We start from the raw sequence: 16,914 nt of genomic DNA, 5'->3' as shown, positions 1-16,914 counted from the left end.
CAGATGTGATCATGGGGCCGCTGCTTTTTGATCTACTTCGCCAACAGTGTCCCCCCGGGAGGCGGGGCATCCGGCTGTCCGCCCGCGGCCGACGACACGGGCAGGGCGCGCTGCCCGGACCGGACGGCGTCCGATCCGCGGCGGCGATCACAGGGACTACGAGGCGGCGGTGTAACACTCCACTTCGGCCCGCCGGTAGGAGAGGCCGGCCTTCACCAGGTTCGCCACGCACTCGCACTGTTTCCCGGTGAGCGTGAGATCGCCGCAGACGGTGACCCCGGAGTAGGTGCGGCAGTCGAGGCTCGGGTTCACCGCCCCGATCCGGTAGGTGTCCCTGACCCGGGCCCGGCAGTCGGACCGGAGCCGCGCGGTGCCCGCGTAGTCGCACTGGTCGAGGAGGATCTGGTACTGCGATTCGCTCACCGGCGTCCTGGGTTTCGCCTCGGCCACGGCGCCCGCGCCGGAAAGCGTCGCCGCGGTGCCCGCCAGCAGCGCCGCCACTGCGATGATCCGCTTCATGATGCCCCCTTCGGCGTCCAGTATCCGGCACTCGAACGCGGGAGTTCCAGCGCGGACGACGTCTCCCCTTCTGTAGTTCTTCCCCAAGTGCTCATGGCGACGCTTCGCGTCGCGGCTCGGGGGCTCTTACCCGGTGTCTTCCCTCGTCACTCCGTCGCTTCGCTCCTGCGTTCCTCAGTCCAGACACCGGCGCCCCCTCGCGGGCTCATGGCGACACTGTGCTCATGGCGACACTGCGTGTCGCGGCTCGGGGGCTCTTAGCCGGTGTCTTCCCTCGTCGTTCGCTCGCTGCGCTCGCTCTCTCCTCAGTCCAGACACCGGCGCCCCCGAGCGGGCTCATGGCACGCAGTGTCGCCATGAGCCCGTGTGGCTCAGCCCGCTGCCGGGCGTGGGGACAGGAGGCGGGCCAGTTCCTCCTCGACCTCCTGGTTGGCCACGAACATCAGCTCGTCGCCCGCCTCCAGCGGGTCGTCCTCGCTGGGCACCAGCACCCGGCCCTCGCGCAGGATCGCCACCAGCGCGGTGTCGGTGGGCCACGGCACCGACCCGGCCCGGTGGCCGACGACCGGCGCGTCCTCGGGCAGCGTGAGCTCGACCAGGTTGGCCTGGCCCTGGCGGAAGGTCATCAGCCGGACCAGGTCGCCCACGCTCACCGCCTCCTCCACCAGCGCGCTCAGCAGCCGCGGGGTCGAGACGGCGACGTCCACCCCCCACGACTCGTTGAACAGCCACTCGTTCTTGGGGTGGTTGATCCGGGCGACCACGCGGGGCACGCCGTACTCGGTCTTGGCCAGCAGGGAGACGACGAGGTTGACCTTGTCGTCGCCGCTGGCGGCGACGACCACGTGGCAGTCGGCCAGGCCCGCCTCGTCCAGCGAGGAGATCTCGCAGGCGTCGGCGAGCAGCCACTCCGCCCGCGGCACCGTGTCGATCTTGATGGCCCTGGGGTCGATGTCGACCAGCAGGACCTCGTGGCCGTTCTCCAGGAGCTCGGCGGCGATGGACCGGCCGACGGCGCCGGCGCCGGCGATGGTGACGCGCATCAGTGCCTCTCCTCCGGAGCCCCGGACAGCACCTTGTTGATGCGGTCCATGTCGTTCCCCGCCGCCATGACGTGCAGGATGTCGCCCTCCTGCAGCACGGTGTCGTTCTTGGGCAGCAGGGTCTCGCCCATCCGGTTGACGAAGGCCGTACGGGTGCCCGCCTCCGCCTCCAGGTCCCTGGTCCTGGTGCCGATCCAGCCCGGGTGGTAGGCCACCTCGGCGAGCACGACGGTCCCGGTGGGGTCGCGCCACAGCGGCTCGGCGCCCTCGGGCAGCACCCGCCGCAGGATCTGGTCGGCGGTCCAGCGGACCGTGGCCACGGTGGGGATGCCCAGCCGCTGGTAGACCTCGGCGCGCCGGGAGTCGTAGATCCGGGCCACCACGTTGTCCACGCCGAATGTCTCGCGGGCGACCCGGGCGGAGATGATGTTGGAGTTGTCGCCGCTGCTCACCGCCACGTAGGCGCCGGCCGACTCGATCCCGGCCTCCTCCAGCACGTCGCGGTCGAAGCCGATGCCGGTGACCCGGCGGCCCCGGAACCCCGCCCGCAGGCGGCGGAACGCCTGGGGGTCCCGGTCGATGATGGCGACCGAGTGGCCGCTGTCCTCCAGGATGTGCGCCAGCGTGGATCCGACACGCCCACACCCCATGATCACGATATGCATGCTCCCCCGCCGGTCGTTTGAGGCGGATCTTGCTCCGAATGTACTCAGCCAGTATGACCCGGAGGGGGAGTGCTGTGTCGGCGGGGTTTGGCAGCGGCTAGCATCGGCAGACGTGTCAAAGGTGACGGACCTCGTCAAGCGCCTTTTCATCGGGCGCGCGCTGCGCAGTACGCAGCTGCATGAGCAATTGCTCCCCAAGCGTATCGCGCTGCCGGTTTTCGCCAGTGACGCCCTCTCCTCGGTCGCCTACGCGCCCCAGGAGATCCTCGTCATCCTGTCGATCGCCGGCGTCTCCTTCTACGGGTTCGCCCCCTGGGTCGCCGCCGCGGTGGTCGTGGTGATGCTGACGGTCGTCGCCTCCTACCGGCAGAACGTGCACGCCTACCCCAGCGGCGGCGGCGACTACGAGGTGGCCACCGTCAACCTCGGGCAGAACGCCGGCCTCACCGTGGCCAGCGCGCTCATGGTCGACTACATCCTCACCGTCGCGGTGTCGGTGGCCAACGGCGTCGACTACGTGGGCGCGACGATCCCCTACGTCGCCGAGCACAAGCCGCAGATCGCGATCCTCATCGTCGTGCTGCTGACGATCGTCAACCTCCGCGGCATCCGCGAGTCCGGGGCGGCCTTCGCCGTCCCCACCTACACCTTCATGTTCGCCGTCATCGGCCTGGTCTTCTGGGGCGGCTTCCGGCTGCTGGTCCTCGGCGACGAGCTGCGCGCGCCCACGGCCGGCTACCAGATCGTCGGCGAGCAGTCGGACCTCGCGGGCCTGGCGGCGGTGTTCCTGATCCTGCGGGCGTTCTCCTCCGGCTGCGCCGCCCTCACCGGCGTGGAGGCGATCAGCAACGGCGTGCCCGCCTTCCGCAAGCCCAAGAGCAAGAACGCCGCGACCACGCTGCTGATGATGGGCCTGATCGCGATCACCATGTTCGTCGGCATCATCACGCTCGGTCTGGCCTCCGGCGTCAAGCTCGCCGACCCCGCCACCGCCGCGACCAGCGTGCTCATCGACGGCCGGCCCGCCGGGCCCGGCTACAACCAGCCGCCGATCATCGCCCAGGTCGCCGAGGCGGTGTTCGGCAACGGGTCGGTGTTCTTCGTCGTCATCGCCGCCGTCACCGCGCTGATCCTGTTCCTGGCGGCCAACACCGCCTTCAACGGCTTCCCGGTGCTCGGCGCCATCCTGGCCCAGGACCGCTTCCTGCCCCGCCAGCTGCACAACCGGGGCGACCGGCTCGCCTTCTCCAACGGCATCGTCATCCTGGCGGCCGGGGCGTGCCTGCTGCTGTGGGGGTTCCAGGCCGACGTCAGCCGCCTGCTCAACCTCTACATCGTCGGCGTCTTCGTCTCCTTCACCCTCAGTCAGACCGGCATGGTGCGGCACTGGACCCGCCACCTCCGGACCGAGGAGGACCCGCCGGCGCGCGCCCGGATGCGCCGCTCCCGGGTGATCAACTTCTTCGGCGGCATCATGACCGGCCTGGTGCTGGTGGTGGTGCTGCTGACCAAGTTCACCCACGGCGCCTGGATCGTCTGCGTGGCCATGCCCGTGCTGTTCCTGATGATGAAGGCCATCCGCCGCCACTACGACAACGTCTCGCAGGAGCTGGCCGTCGCCGAGGACACGCAGGTGGACGAGTCGATGCTGCCGGCGCGCAACCACGCCGTCGTCCTGGTCTCCAAGATCCACAAGCCGACTCTGCGGGCCCTCTCCTACGCTCGCGCCACCCGGCCCTCCACCCTGGAGGCCGTCACCGTGGGCGTGGACGGCGAGGACGCCAGGGCGCTGCAGGAGGAGTGGGAGCGGCGGGGCATCGCCGTACCGCTGAAGACCCTCGACTCGCCCTACCGCGAGATCACCCGGCCGATCCTGGAGTACGTCAAGTCGCTGCGCCGCCGCTCGCCGCGTGACGTGGTGACCGTCTACATCCCCGAGTACGTGGTCGGTCACTGGTGGGAGCACCTGCTGCACAACCAGAGCGCGCTGCGGCTCAAGGGGCGCCTGCTGTTCCAGCCCGGCGTGATGGTCACCAGCGTGCCCTGGCAGCTGCACTCCGCCGACCGTCTCAAGAACCGCCGCGCCCAGCGGGCCGCCGCCCTGGCCGTCCGCCGTCCCTGGTCGGGGAACGTGCCGCAGGGAATGGATCGCGGCCCGGACGCCAAGGCATAACCTTTCGTATGCGTCGTATGCGCTCCGGACCGCGGGGAGGCTCGACAAGGATTCTTTGGGGGCTTACGGACCATGGCGATCGAACTGACGGTGGGACCCGTCGCGCACGGCGGCTGGTGCGTCGCCCGCCATGACGGCCGGGTGGTCTTCGTCCGCCATGCCCTGCCCGGCGAGCGCGTCATGGCCGAGGTGACCGAGGAGACCACCCGGTTCCTGCGCGCCGACGCGGTGGAGATCCTCCAGCCGTCGCCCGACCGGGTGACCCCGCCGTGCCCCTTCGCCGGGCCCGGCCTGTGCGGCGGCTGCGACTGGCAGCACGCCTCCCTCGACGCCCAGCGCCTCCTCAAGACCGAGGTCGTCGCCGAGCAGCTGCGCCGCCTGGCCGGGATCGAGTGGAAGGGCGTCGTCGAGGAGGTCCCCGGCGCCCCCGACGGGCTCGGCTGGCGCACCCGCGTGCAGTTCGCCGTCGACCGCGACGGCGTCCCGGGCCTGCGCCGCCACCGCTCCCACGACGTCCAGCCGGTGGACCTCTGCCTGATCGCCCACCCCGAGGTGGAGAACGTCGGCGTCGAGGTGATGAACTGGCGCAACGCCGCCGCGGTGGAGGTCATCGCCTCCGGCACCGGCGACCAGGCCGTGGTGATCACCCCCCGGCCGCGCCGTACGGTGGCCGTGCCCGACCTCGACCGGAGCGTCGCCGTCCTCGTCGACGAGGGCAGGGGCCGCACCCGCGCGGTCCACGGCCGCGGCCACGTCGTCGAACGGGTCGGCGACCGGGACTTCCAGGTCACCGGCAGCGGATTCTGGCAGATCCACCCCGGCGCCGCCGCCACGCTGCGGGACGCGGTCATGGAGTTCGCCGCCCCGCAACCGGGGGAGTCGGCCCTGGACCTCTACTGCGGGGTCGGTCTCTTCGCCGCCGCGCTCGCCGAGGCGGTCGGCGAGGACGGCGCCGTGTTCGGCGTCGAGTCCGACGCCGCCGCCGTGCGCGACGCCCAGCGCAACCTCCGCGACCTGCCCCAGGCCCGGTTCGCCCGGGGTCGCGTGGAGGACGCCCTCGACCGGTTCGGCATCGAGAGCGCCGACGTCGTCGTCGTCGACCCGCCCCGGGCCGGCCTCGGCCGCGACGTCGTCCAGCGCGTGGCGGGCCTGGAGGCAAGCCGCGTCGTCTACGTCTCCTGTGACCCGGCCACCCTCGCCCGCGACCTCGCCTGGTTCGCCGACCACCACTACACCCTCGCGGACCTGCGCGCCTTCGACGCCTTCCCGATGACCCACCACGTGGAGTGCGTCGCCCTGCTCAAGCCCGCCGGAAAGCACGGCTGAGCGGGGCCTCCGGCCGCCCGGCGGATGACGGCGACCTCCGCCTCCACTGATGTTGGGAAAACTATGATAGTTGCAACTATCATAGTTGTGAGGTGATCACCGGTGCTCAAGCCGGAGCGGTTGTTCGCGCGGGACGCGGAGTGGCGTGAACTGGACGACTTCACGGCGTCGGCTCAGCCCGGAGCGTCGCTCGGGCTCGTGTACGGCAGGCGCCGGCAGGGCAAGACGCTGATGCTGGAGCTGCTGGCACGCCGGGCGGGGGGCTTCCTGTTCGGGGCGGCCCAGCAGAGCGAGGCGCAGAACCTCGCGGACCTGGGCGCCTCGTACGCGGCCTTCCGGGGACTGCGGCGGCCGGTGCTGTTCGCCGATTGGCGGGAGGCACTGGACGAGCTGCTGCGGATCGGCGAGGACGCCCCGGTCCCGGTGGTGATCGACGAGTTCCCCTACCTGGTGTCGGCGACCCCCGCCCTGCCCTCCTATCTCCAGCAGGCACTCAGCCCGCTGAGCCACGCCAAGGAGCACACCCGCACCAGGCTGATCCTGTGCGGCAGCGCGCTGACCACCATGGCGCAGCTGCTGGGCGGAGGCGCCCCGCTGCGGGGGCGGGCCGTCATGGAACTGGTCGTGCGGCCCTTCCGGTTCAGGGAGGCGGCCGGGTTCTGGGGTGCGGAGGACCCCGAGCTGGCGTTCCGGCTGCACGCCCTGGTGGGCGGAACCCCGGCGTACAAGGAGATGTGCGGGGGAGGGGGACCGGAGAACCTGGCGGGCTTCGACCGATGGGTGACCCGTCGGCTGCTGAATCCGGCCTCCGCGATGTTCCGCGAAGGCGGGCTGCTGTTGAGGGAGGAGCCGTCGATCTCGGACCCGACCTCGTACGCGGCGGTCCTGGCGGCCGTGAGCGCCGGGCACCACCGGCGGTCGGAGATCGCGGGGGTCCTGGGACGGCCGAGCAGCGCGCTGGCGCACCTGCTCTCCGGGCTTCAGGGCATCGGCCTGCTGGAGCAGATCGAGGATGCCGTCAGGGAGAAGCGCAGCGTCTTCCGGGTCGCCGAGCCCGTGGTACGGCTGCACCAGCTGCTGATCCAGCGGCACGAGCCGGAGCTCGTCGTGGGCCGGGCGGACCGCGTCTGGGCGGACAACGCCGATACCGTCGCCGGGAAGATCTACGGCCCGCACTTCGAGGAGCTGGCCCGTCAGTGGTGCTTCGAACACGCCGCGCCGGAGAGCCTGGGAGGCCGGGCGACCTGGGTGCGTCCGACCGAGATCTCCTGCCGGGAACATCGGCGGGGGCACGAGCTGGACCTCGTGGTGGCGGAGTCCCCGGCGTTCGGGCCCGAGCGGATCACCGCGATAGGCGAGGCCAAGGGGACCCTCACACCCGTCGGCCTGCCGCAGTTGGAGCGGCTCGAACATCTGCGAGAGCTGCTGCCCGGCACCCGGGTGGGGTCACCGCCCAAGCTGCTGCTTTTCGCCCGCTCCGGCTTCACCGGCGACCTCCGGCGGGAAGCCGACCGGCGCGGCGATGTCGAACTCATCGACCTGCACCGCATGTACGGCGGGGACTGAACCGTCACCGTGCCCGCCCCGCCCGGCGAGGCCGCCCGACGCGGCTGCCCGGCGATCACCCCTTCGTCTGGTTCACCGCCGACGAAGCCTATGGCCAGGCCGAATCCCTGTATTCCTGCGGCACCTTGATCGTGGCGCATTCGAGGTTCTTCCCGCACGTGCTCCACGTGAGCCGGTCCGGGGACGGGACTGAGGCCGGCGCGCCCGCTGCGGACGTGCTGGGAGGCCCCGAGGCGCCAGGCGAGCACCCGGTCAGGACCATGAGGGTCGCGGCGAACGCCGCCCCGTACCGGGCGGCGGGCCCTGGCCTCGACCGAATCATGATGATCTTCCTTTCGCCGTGCTCGTGTCATTCCATGCGGCCGGGCCATGCCGGCCGCGCAAGGGGCCGGCCGGAGAGGGCCGACGTGGTCATGCCTTCCTCGCTTCGAGGGGTCAGTGACCGGCCGCGTCGAGCAGAGACTTCGAGGGGTCAGTGACCGGCCGCGTCGAGCAGAGAGGAGTACCGCAGGCGGAGCGCGCGCTCCATGCTCGCCAGGACGGCCCCGCCCCCCAGGACGAGGTTCAGCCAGATCGGCAGGTGTATCGGTGATTCGAACGTTCCGACCCGTTGCATGACGGGAGGAATGTGAGAGAGGGGTTCAGCGAGCTGCAACAGGTTCAGGCCCACACCGATGACGAGCAGCACCACCGATCCGATGCTGATCGCCCGGCTCAGTCCCGGATGGCGGGCGCCGAAGCGCGCCCGCCGCCCCTCCGCCGAGGCCGGGTCGGGCGTGAGCTGACGCGGCTGTCCGCCCGAGGGGCGGTAGTGGCAGCGCCTGATGCCGTAGTTGCTCATCGCCACCTCGATGACGCCCCCGTCGACAGGGAAGACCGCGGGCAGTTTCGACTCGGCCACGTGCCTGCCGTCCAGGAACAGATGCGCACGGATCTTGCTGTCGTCCAACCGCGCCCAGTGCCGTACGTCGACGGCGTGCAGGCGGGCGTGCCCGCCGGCATCGGGAAGCCGTAGCCAGAACAGGGAGCGCAGGGGGAGCTGCCACCAGCGGAACCGCTGCAGTTCCCTGCCGTCTCCCGGCTTGAGGCGCTTCGATGCCGCCCACTGCTTCCACATCATGCTCCGCTCCTCCTACGCGCATCGGCCGCGACATCACTGGTACAGCGTGTTGGTGAAGACGCTAGCACACCGTACTAGTACGGCGTGCTAATAGGCTGAGGGGGCTGGAAGGAACGAAGGAGCGCGGGGCGGGGAAACACGCGAGAAGATCCTCCGGGCCGCTGCAGAGACGATCGCCGAGGCCGCCGCCGCCCGTCGCCGCCTCCCGGAGAACGGCGGGTGAATTTCTTCGCCGCGCCGGATTGGCACGGGCCCTCAGGGTCAGAGGCGGTGCATGGACGCCAATACCGTGCTCCTCGCCGTCGTCGTCGCCACGGCGCTGTCATTCGACTTCACCAACGGGTTCCACGACACCGCCAACGCCATGGCGACCTCGATCGCCACCGGCGCGCTGCCGCCCAAAGCGGCGGTGGCGTTGTCCGCCGTCCTCAACTTCGTCGGCGCCTTCCTGTCGCTGAAGGTCGCCGCCACGATCGCCACCGGTATCGTCGAGAGCGGTGCCATCACCCTCACCGTGGTCTTCGCCGGGCTGGTCGGCGGGTTCGCCTGGAACCTCCTGACCTGGTACTACGGCATCCCCTCCAGCTCCTCGCACGCCCTGATCGGTGGCGTGGTCGGTGCCACCCTGATCGCGGCCGGCACCTCGGCGATCAAGGTTGCCGAGGTCGTGTCGAAGGTGCTCGTCCCCGCGGTGCTCGCCCCGCTGACCGCGATCCTGGTGGCCACCGTCGGCACCTACCTGGTGTACAGGCTGACCCGCAACGTGCCGGAAGAGCTGCGCGGACGCTGGTACCGGTACGGCCAGATCGGCTCGGCCTCCCTGGTCTCCCTCGCGCACGGCACCAACGACGCGCAGAAGACCATGGGCGTCATCACCCTGGCGATGATCGCCAACGGCACCCTCGCCGTGAACGCGGCCACACCGTTCTGGGTCGTCGCGGCGTGCGCCGTCGCGATCGCCCTCGGCACCTATCTCGGCGGCTGGCGGGTCATCCGTACCCTCGGCAAGGGCCTGACCGAGATCGAGACGCCGCAGGGGTTCGCGGCCGAGGGCTCCTCGGCCGCCGTCATCTTCGTCTCCTCCCACTTCGGTTTCCCCCTGTCGACCACGCATGTGTGCACCGGCTCGGTCATCGGCTCCGGACTGGGCAAACCGCTGGCCGAGGTCCGCTGGGGCCTCGCGGGCACGATGCTCGCCGCCTGGCTGGTCACCCTGCCCGCCGCGGCCGTGGTCGGCGCGCTGTCGTGGTTCGCGGCCACGCGGATCGGCGGCACCACCGGCGTGGCGGTCGTCTTCGCCGTCGCGTTGCTGCTGGGCGGCGCGCTCTACGCCGCCTCGCGGCGCCGCCCGGTGCACGCTGACAATGTCAACGACGACTGGCGGGGCGGCATCACCCCCGCCCGCACCCCGGAGACCGTGTCGTGAACGACCACCTCGGCCTGGACACCCTGTGGAAGGTCGTCGTGTTCGCCCTGGTGGCGGGCACGGGGCTGGTGTCGGTCTTCTCGCTCGCCCTGGTGGGCCTGGCCACCGGACGTCCGGCCGGGCGGGCCGGCGCCGCTCTGTGCTTCCTGCTGGTGGCCGGGGGCGTCGTCCTGGGTCTGTACGTGATGCTGAGGAAGTGAGCCTCACCTCGCCCGGTCGGGGCCGCCGGCCAGGAGGCGGGCGCCGCCGGGGCCGGGGGCGGGCTCCCGGACCGACAGCCAGGCCAGGCCGTTACGGGCGGTGAAGCCGGTCAGCGTGCGGGTCTCGGCGGCGGTGAGCCCCCGCGGGCCGGTCAGGACCGGCGACAGGGCGATCCGGTCCCAGGAGGCCGGACGGCCGAGGGCCCGCGCGACCTGCGGCTGGGCCGCCCGGACCGCCGCGGCGACCACGCCGAGACGGGCGCGCCCGGTGGGGGCGCGGTCGAGCGGGACCAGGAGGTCGACGGCGCCGATCTCCACCCCGGCCAGCCGGGTGGACCTGAGCATCGCCCGGTCACCCGGGGCCAGACCCGCCACGGTGGCCTCCAGCGCGAAGCCCACCGTGAGGGGACGGCCGCGCGCGGCCGCCTCGCGCTGGAGGACCGCGATCGCCCGGGCGCGGCGCAGCACGGTCTCCGGGCCGTCCGGGCCGTCCGGGCCGTTCAGGCCGGAAGAGCCGGACGAGTCGGATGGCTCGAAGGCGGCGTAGGAGGCCCCGAGCGCGCCTACCGCCCGGCGGTAGGCGGCGGCGAGCCGCTCCGGGTCGGCGCAGGCGGCGGCCGGCTCGCGGCCCGCGGGACCGCCGAAGACGACGCCCACCTCGCCGCCGACCGCGCGCAGCGGGCCGAGGCGGGCGGCGATCCCGCCGGCCCGCCCGGGAAGGCCCGCCCATCCGGTGGCGCAGCCGTCGCCGGTGGCCACCAGGTGACCGAGGACGACCCACCGGACGCGCTCACGCCCGGTCATGCCGTACGGGGCGAGGGACGGGCCGCGGGCGACGTCGGCGAAGGGCACGAAGCCGGACGGACGGCCGGTCGGCGGCTCCGTCCGGGCCGCTCCGGGTCTCAGGAGGGGAGAGCCCGGCTCGTCCGAGCCGGAGGAGAGCGGGCCGGAGGGGACCGGGCGGGACGAGGTCCCGCCGCGGGCCGGGCCGTCCGGGCCGGGACCGCCCGCCCAGGGCCGGTTCACCGGCCCGGACGGCAGCAGCCACACCGCAACGCCGGTCCCGGCCAGGAGCGCGGCCGACGCCAGCGCGGTCAGCGGCCGGGGCAGGATGCCCGGCCCGACCGGCCCGCCGGGGCCACGGCCGGCGGAGCGGTCTGTCGTGACCGGCATGGGGTCCCCCTCCTCGATGCCGCCCGATGGTCGCTCTGCGCACCGGGTCCGCCACCCGGTGCTTTCAAAGCTCGAACGCTAGCAAGGACCCGCCGCGCGGGGCGGACTTTCTGCGGATGCCGTCCGGTGTGCCCGGATAATGGGGGACATGAAGTTGAGGATCTTCACTGAACCGCAGCAGGGCGCCACCTACGAGGAACTGCTGACGGTCGCGCGGACGGCGGAGCGGCTCGGGTTCGACGCCTTCTTCCGGTCGGACCACTATCTGCGGATCACCGAGGGCGACCATGGGCCGGGCTCCACCGACGCCTGGGTGACCCTCGCGGGCCTGGCCCGGGACACCTCCACGATCCGGCTCGGCACCCTGGTCAGCCCCGCCACCTTCCGGTTGCCCGGCCCGCTGGCGATCAGCGTCGCCCAGGTGGACCAGATGAGCGGCGGCCGGGTCGAGCTGGGGCTGGGGACGGGCTGGTTCGACGCCGAGCACACCGCCTACGGCATCCCGTTCCCGCCGGTCGGCGAGCGGTTCGGCCGGTTCGAGGAGCAGCTGGAGATCATCACCGGGCTGTGGTCCACGCCCCCCGGCGAGACCTTCTCCTTCGAGGGCGCCCACTACCGGCTGGCCGACTCCCCGGCCCTGCCCAAGCCGGCGCAGCGCCCGGGGCCGCCGATCATCATCGGCGGGTTCGGCGCCACGCGGACCCCGCGGCTCGCCGCGCGGTTCGCCGACGAGTACAACCTGCCGTTCCACGATCTCGATGACACCGAGCTGGCGTTCGACCGGGTCAGGAAGGCGTGCGAGGCCGCCGGCCGGGAGTCGATCGTGTTGTCGGTCGCGCAGACCGTGGCGGTCGGGGCCGATGAGGCCGAGGTCGCGCGGCGGGCACGGGCCGCCGGGCACGACCTCGCCGCACTGCGCGCCAACGGGCTGGCGGGCACCCCCTCCGAGGTGATCGAGAAGATCGGCAGGTTCGCCGAGCTGGGCGCCGAGCATCTCTATCTGCAGGTCATGGACCTGTCGGACCTGGACCACCTGGAGCTCATCGCCGCCGAGGTGCTCCCGCGGGTCTGACCGCCTCGTCTCCCGCCTGCCCGGCCCCCGCACCTTTCGCCGAGCCCCGTACCTTTCGCCCCGCCCCGCCCCGGGCGGCCGGCCCCGCACGGCCGCCGTGCGGGGCCGGCCGCCCGGGACCGAGGCCGGTTAATCCATGGTCCGGATCGCCGGGTATGAGGCAGACTGTCGCGGGTGCTGATCACGATCTCCACCACTGCCCGGCCCGCGACGGACCTCGGGTTCCTGCTGCACAAGCACCCCGGCCGGGTCCAGGAGTTCGGCCAGTCGTACGGCGTGGCCCGCGTCTTCTACCCGGAGGCGGACGAGGAGCGCTGCACGGCCGCGCTCATGCTGGACGTCGACCCGGTCCGCCTGGTCCGCTCGCGCGGCCGGTCCACGCCCGACTACGCCCTGGGTCAGTACGTCAACGACCGGCCCTACGCGGCGTCGTCGCTGCTGGCCGTGGCCCTGGGGGACGTGTTCCGCACCGCCCGCGCCGGACGCTGCGCCGCCCGCCCCGAGCTGGCCGCCCGGCCGCTCCCGCTGGAGATCACGCTGCCCGCCCTGCCCTGCCGGGGCGGGGTGGAGGCGGCCCGCCGGTTCTTCGAGCCGCTCGGCTGGACGGTCGAGGCGCGCGCCGTGCCGCTGGACGAGCGGTTCCCCCGGTGGGGCGACTCCCGCTACGTCCGGCTGACGCTGCGCGGCGAGCTGCGCCTGGCCGATGCCCTCAACCAGCTCTACGTGCTGCTGCCGGTGCTGGACGACTCGAAGCACTACTGGGTCGCCTCCGACGAGGTCGACAAGCTCATCCGGGCGGGGGAGTCCTGGCTGGCGGCCCACCCTGACCGGAACCTGATCACCCGCCGCTACCTGGGCCGCCGCCGGTCGCTGGAGCGGGCGGCCTTCGCCCGCCTGGCCGAGCTGGGCGACGACGTGGCGGAGGAGCTGGAGCCGCCCGTCGAAGAGGACCCCGGTGACCTCGGCGACCCCGCCGCCCCCGCCGACCTCGCGGGGCCCACCGGCTCCGATGCCGGGACCGCCCCTGTCTCCGCACCTGGGGCGGACACGGGCGTGCCCGCCGTACGCGACGGGGCCGGCGTGCCGGAGACGTCCGGCGCGTCCGGGGAGGAGGCCGTACCGGACGCGTCGTCCCGGCGCCCGCTGAACGTCCTGCGCCGGGAGGCGGTGATCGGCGTGCTGGAGGAGCTGGGCACCCGTACGGTCGTCGACCTGGGCTGCGGGTCGGGACAGCTCGTCGGCGCGCTGCTGGAGCGGCCCGCCTTCACCAGGGTCGCCGGTACGGACGTCTCGACGCAGGCCCTGACCGTCGCCGCCAGGCGGCTCCGGCTCGACCGGATGCCGGAGCGGCGCAGGGAGCGGCTGGAGCTGTTCCAGGGGGCGCTGACCTACACCGACGACCGGTTCGCCGGATACGACGCGGCGGTGCTCATGGAGGTCGTCGAGCACGTGGACCCGTCCCGGCTGGACGCGCTGGAACACGTGGTCTTCGGCGCGGCCCGTCCCCGGCACGTGATCGTGACGACGCCGAACGCCGAGTACAACGTCCGCTACGAGTTCCTCGACGGCATGCGCCACCCCGACCACCGCTTCGAGTGGACCCGCGACGAGTTCCGGGCGTGGGCGCTGGCGGTGGGCGAGCGCAACGGCTACCGGGCGGGGTTCCGGCCGGTCGGTGAGGACGACCCCGAGGTGGGTCCGCCCACCCAGCTGGTGGTGCTCACCCGGATGGACGGGGCCGCGGAGGGAGACGGGGCGGCGCACGCGGAGGGAACGGCGCCGGTGGATCCGGCGGGCCCGCCGGAACGGGCGGACGAGACGGCGCGGGAAGGGGAGTGACCGGGATGGCCGAGTCCACAGAGAGCACCGAGGCCACCGAGGCCGCGGAGACCGCGGAGGCCGCCCGGACCATCGAGACCACCGGGACGGCCGGGACCACGGAGACCACAGAAAGCACCCGGACCACCGAAAGTACCCGGACCACCGAAAGTACCCGGACCACCGGGAGCGCCGTAGGCACCGAGATCGCAGTGCCGGAGATGTCGCTGGTCGTGCTCGTCGGGATCTCCGGCAGCGGCAAGTCAACCTTCGCCCGCCGCCGGTTCGCACCCACCCAGGTCATCTCCTCCGACTTCTGCCGCGGCCTGGTGTCCGACGACGAGAACGACCAGGGCGCCAGCGCCGACGCCTTCGACCTGCTGCACCACATCGTCGGCACCCGCCTGCGGCGCGGTCTGCTGACGGTCGTGGACGCCACGAACGTCCAGCGGGAGGCGCGCGGAAGTCTCATCGCGCTCGCCAAGGCCCACGACGTGCTCGCCGACGCGATCGTCCTGGACGTGCCGGAGGCGGTCGCCGCCGGGCGCAACGAGACCAGGCCCGACCGGGACTTCGGGTCCCACGTGATCAGGCGGCAGGCCAAGGACCTGCGCCGGTCGCTGCGGGGTCTCTCCCGCGAGGGGTTCCGCCGGGTCCACGTGCTGCGCGGGGCCGAGGAGATCGAGGCCGCCACGATCGTCACCGAGCGGGCGTGGACCGACCGGCGGGAGCTGACCGGCCCGTTCGACCTCATCGGCGACGTGCACGGCTGCCGCGCCGAGCTGGAGGCGCTGCTGCGCGACCTCGGCTGGGAGATCCGTCCCGACGGCGCCGGGGCGACCCACCCCGAGGGGCGGACGGCGGTCTTCCTCGGCGACCTGGTCGACCGCGGGCCGGACACGCCGGGCGTGCTCCGGCTGGTCATGGGCATGGTCGCCGCCGGGACGGCCCTGTGCGTGTCGGGCAACCACGAGCAGAAGCTCGCCCGTGCCCTCGACGGCCGCAAGGTCAGGGTCGCCCACGGCCTCGCGGAGTCGCTGGAGCAGCTCGCGGCCGAGCCGGAGGAGTTCCGCGCCGCCGCGCTGGACTTCATGAAGGGTCTGATCAGCCACTACCGGCTCGACGGCGGCCGGCTCGTCGTCGCGCACGCCGGGCTGAAGGAGGCCTACCACGGCCGCGCCTCGGGACGGGTGCGCTCCTTCGCGCTGTACGGGGACACCACCGGCGAGACCGACGAGTACGGCCTGCCCGTGCGCTACCCGTGGGCGCGGGAGTACCGGGGCCGGGCCATGGTCGTCTACGGCCACACCCCCGTCCCCGAGGCCGAGTGGGTCAACAACACGATCTGCCTGGACACAGGGGTCGTGTTCGGCGGCCGGCTCACCGCGCTGCGCTACCCCGAGAAGGAACTCGTCTCGGTGCCGGCCGGGAAGACGTGGTACGAGCCGGTCCGGCCGCTGGTCGCCCCCGGCCACCGCGACGCCGGCCACCGCGACCGGGGCGCGCTCGCCGCCGCCGACGTCCGGGGTCCCATGCACGTCGAGGTGCGCCACGGCGGAGGCCGTATCAAGGTCCGGGAGGAGAACGCCGCCGCGGCGCTGGAGATCATGAGCCGGTTCGCGGTCGATCCGCGCTGGCTGGTCTACCTGCCGCCGACGATGGCGCCGCCGGAGACCTCCGCCCTGGACGGCTGCCTGGAGCACCCGGCGGAGGCGTTCGCGGAGTTCGCCGCGGCCGGGGTCACCCGCGTCGTCTGCCAGGAGAAGCACATGGGGTCGCGGGCGGTCGCCGTGCTCGCCAGGAACGCCGAGGTGGCCGCGGCGCGGTTCGGGGTCTCCGACGGGAGCACCGGGGTCGTGCACACCCGCACCGGCCGGTCCTTCTTCAAGGACACCGCCGGGCTGGTGGACCGGCTCCGGCGGGCGTGCGAGCCGCTCATGGACGAGCTGGGCACCGACTGGCTGGTGCTCGACGCCGAGCTGCTGCCCTGGTCGGCGAAGGCCGAGGGGCTGATCCGCGGTCAGTACGCGTCGGTGGGGGCCGCGGCACGCGCCGCGCTGCCCGAGGCGGTCGCCGCGCTGGAGGCGGCGGCCGGGCGCGGGTTGGATGTGGGCGATCTGTTGGACCGCACCCGTCGCCGCCTGGATAACGCTGCCCGATTCCGGGACGCCTATGCGCGATACTGCTGGGAAGTGGACGGACTGGACGGCCTGCGGCTGGCGCCGTTCCAGATCCTGGCCTGTGAGGGCCGCGTCACCGCCCTGGAGCCGCACATCTGGCACCTGGAGACGCTCTCGCGGCTCACCGACCCGCTGATCGCGCCCACCCGGCACGTGTTCGCCGACCTCGCCTCGGACTCCTCCCGGGAGGCGGCCACCGCCTGGTGGTCGGAGCTGACCGCCGCGGGCGGCGAGGGCATGGTGGTCAAGCCGCTGGACGCTCCGGAGGGGAGCCGGACGCAGCCCGGGATCAAGGTGCGCGGCCGGGAGTACCTGCGGATCGTCTACGGCCCCGACTACACCGAGAGCCTCGCGGAGCTGCGCCACCGCTTCCTGGGCCGCAAGCGCTCGCTGGCCCTGCGCGAGTACGCCCTGGGGCTGGAGGCGCTCTCCCGGCTGGCCGAGGGCGAGCCGCTCTGGCGGGTCCACGAGCCGGTCTTCGCGGTGCTGGCGCTGGAGTCGGAGCCGGTGGACCCGCGCCTGTAGGTCCGGCCGCGTCCGCCCGGCGCCGGGCGGACGCGGCCGGGCCCCGCCCCCCCCGGTGCCGCGGGGCCGGGGGCCCCGCGGGACGGAGAAGGACAAACAATAAAACAG

General features: G+C 72.8%; 13 protein-coding genes. 8 read left to right on the top strand and 5 right to left on the bottom strand.

Annotated features, from left to right (window positions below):
* Positions 1 to 156 precede the first annotated feature (156 nt).
* The 3 genes from AB0D67_RS37760 to AB0D67_RS37750 form a co-directional block, all read right to left on the bottom strand.
* Positions 157 to 519: a hypothetical protein gene (locus AB0D67_RS37760; protein ID WP_362946840.1), complete on the bottom strand. Its 363-nt coding sequence runs from the start codon at positions 517 to 519 to the stop codon at positions 157 to 159.
* 371 nt (positions 520 to 890) lie between these two features.
* Entirely contained in the window at positions 891 to 1,562 is a 672-nt protein-coding gene (locus AB0D67_RS37755) for a TrkA family potassium uptake protein (protein WP_362946837.1), read from the bottom strand.
* Positions 1,562 to 2,227, bottom strand: a complete 666-nt coding sequence (locus tag AB0D67_RS37750; protein WP_362946835.1) for a TrkA family potassium uptake protein — start codon at positions 2,225 to 2,227, stop codon at positions 1,562 to 1,564. Before AB0D67_RS37750 ends, AB0D67_RS37755 begins: the two co-directional genes overlap by 1 nt.
* A 112-nt stretch (positions 2,228 to 2,339) precedes the next feature.
* Between AB0D67_RS37750 and AB0D67_RS37745 the strand changes: the two genes are divergently transcribed.
* From AB0D67_RS37745 to AB0D67_RS37735, 3 genes are all read left to right on the top strand, one after another.
* A complete protein-coding gene (locus AB0D67_RS37745) occupies positions 2,340 to 4,400 on the top strand; it encodes an APC family permease (RefSeq protein WP_362946833.1) in 2,061 nt (686 codons plus the stop codon).
* 72 nt (positions 4,401 to 4,472) lie between these two features.
* The gene (locus AB0D67_RS37740) at positions 4,473 to 5,726 is read left to right on the top strand and encodes a class I SAM-dependent RNA methyltransferase (protein ID WP_362946831.1); all 1,254 of its coding nucleotides are present in this window, start codon (positions 4,473 to 4,475) and stop codon (positions 5,724 to 5,726) included.
* A gap of 102 nt (positions 5,727 to 5,828) precedes the next feature.
* Complete coding sequence (locus AB0D67_RS37735; RefSeq protein ID WP_362946828.1) at positions 5,829 to 7,292, top strand: ATP-binding protein; 1,464 nt, start codon at positions 5,829 to 5,831, stop codon at positions 7,290 to 7,292.
* Between the two features lie 472 nt (positions 7,293 to 7,764).
* Here the strand turns inward: AB0D67_RS37735 and AB0D67_RS37730 are convergent, their stop codons facing one another.
* Positions 7,765 to 8,412 carry a hypothetical protein gene (locus AB0D67_RS37730; protein WP_362946826.1) on the bottom strand — a complete coding sequence of 216 codons (648 nt, stop codon included), beginning with the start codon at positions 8,410 to 8,412 and terminating at the stop codon, positions 7,765 to 7,767.
* Positions 8,413 to 8,686: 274 nt separating this feature from the next.
* On the opposite strand from AB0D67_RS37730, the gene AB0D67_RS37725 reads away from it, so the two are divergent.
* The gene (locus tag AB0D67_RS37725) at positions 8,687 to 9,838 is read left to right on the top strand and encodes an inorganic phosphate transporter (protein ID WP_362946823.1); all 1,152 of its coding nucleotides are present in this window, start codon (positions 8,687 to 8,689) and stop codon (positions 9,836 to 9,838) included.
* Positions 9,835 to 10,038: a hypothetical protein gene (locus AB0D67_RS37720; RefSeq protein WP_362946820.1), complete on the top strand. Its 204-nt coding sequence runs from the start codon at positions 9,835 to 9,837 to the stop codon at positions 10,036 to 10,038. Before AB0D67_RS37725 ends, AB0D67_RS37720 begins: the two co-directional genes overlap by 4 nt.
* Before the next feature lie 3 nt (positions 10,039 to 10,041).
* On the opposite strand, the gene AB0D67_RS37715 is transcribed toward AB0D67_RS37720, so the two are convergent.
* Entirely contained in the window at positions 10,042 to 11,211 is a 1,170-nt protein-coding gene (locus AB0D67_RS37715) for a hypothetical protein (protein WP_362946818.1), read from the bottom strand.
* A gap of 148 nt (positions 11,212 to 11,359) precedes the next feature.
* Between AB0D67_RS37715 and AB0D67_RS37710 the strand changes: the two genes are divergently transcribed.
* From AB0D67_RS37710 to AB0D67_RS37700, 3 genes are all read left to right on the top strand, one after another.
* Complete coding sequence (locus tag AB0D67_RS37710; protein ID WP_362946816.1) at positions 11,360 to 12,283, top strand: LLM class F420-dependent oxidoreductase; 924 nt, start codon at positions 11,360 to 11,362, stop codon at positions 12,281 to 12,283.
* A gap of 174 nt (positions 12,284 to 12,457) precedes the next feature.
* On the top strand, positions 12,458 to 14,122 hold the full coding sequence (locus AB0D67_RS37705) for a 3' terminal RNA ribose 2'-O-methyltransferase Hen1 (RefSeq protein WP_362946814.1): 1,665 nt from the start codon (positions 12,458 to 12,460) through the stop codon (positions 14,120 to 14,122).
* A gap of 5 nt (positions 14,123 to 14,127) precedes the next feature.
* On the top strand, positions 14,128 to 16,806 hold the full coding sequence (locus tag AB0D67_RS37700) for a polynucleotide kinase-phosphatase (RefSeq protein ID WP_362946811.1): 2,679 nt from the start codon (positions 14,128 to 14,130) through the stop codon (positions 16,804 to 16,806).
* The last annotated feature ends 108 nt before the right edge of the window (positions 16,807 to 16,914 follow it).

The organism is Streptosporangium sp. NPDC048047, from assembly GCF_040653115.1.
Classification (GTDB): domain Bacteria; phylum Actinomycetota; class Actinomycetes; order Streptosporangiales; family Streptosporangiaceae; genus Streptosporangium.
Note: the sequence above shows the minus strand (reverse complement) of the source record. Positions and strands in the feature narration are given on the sequence as shown.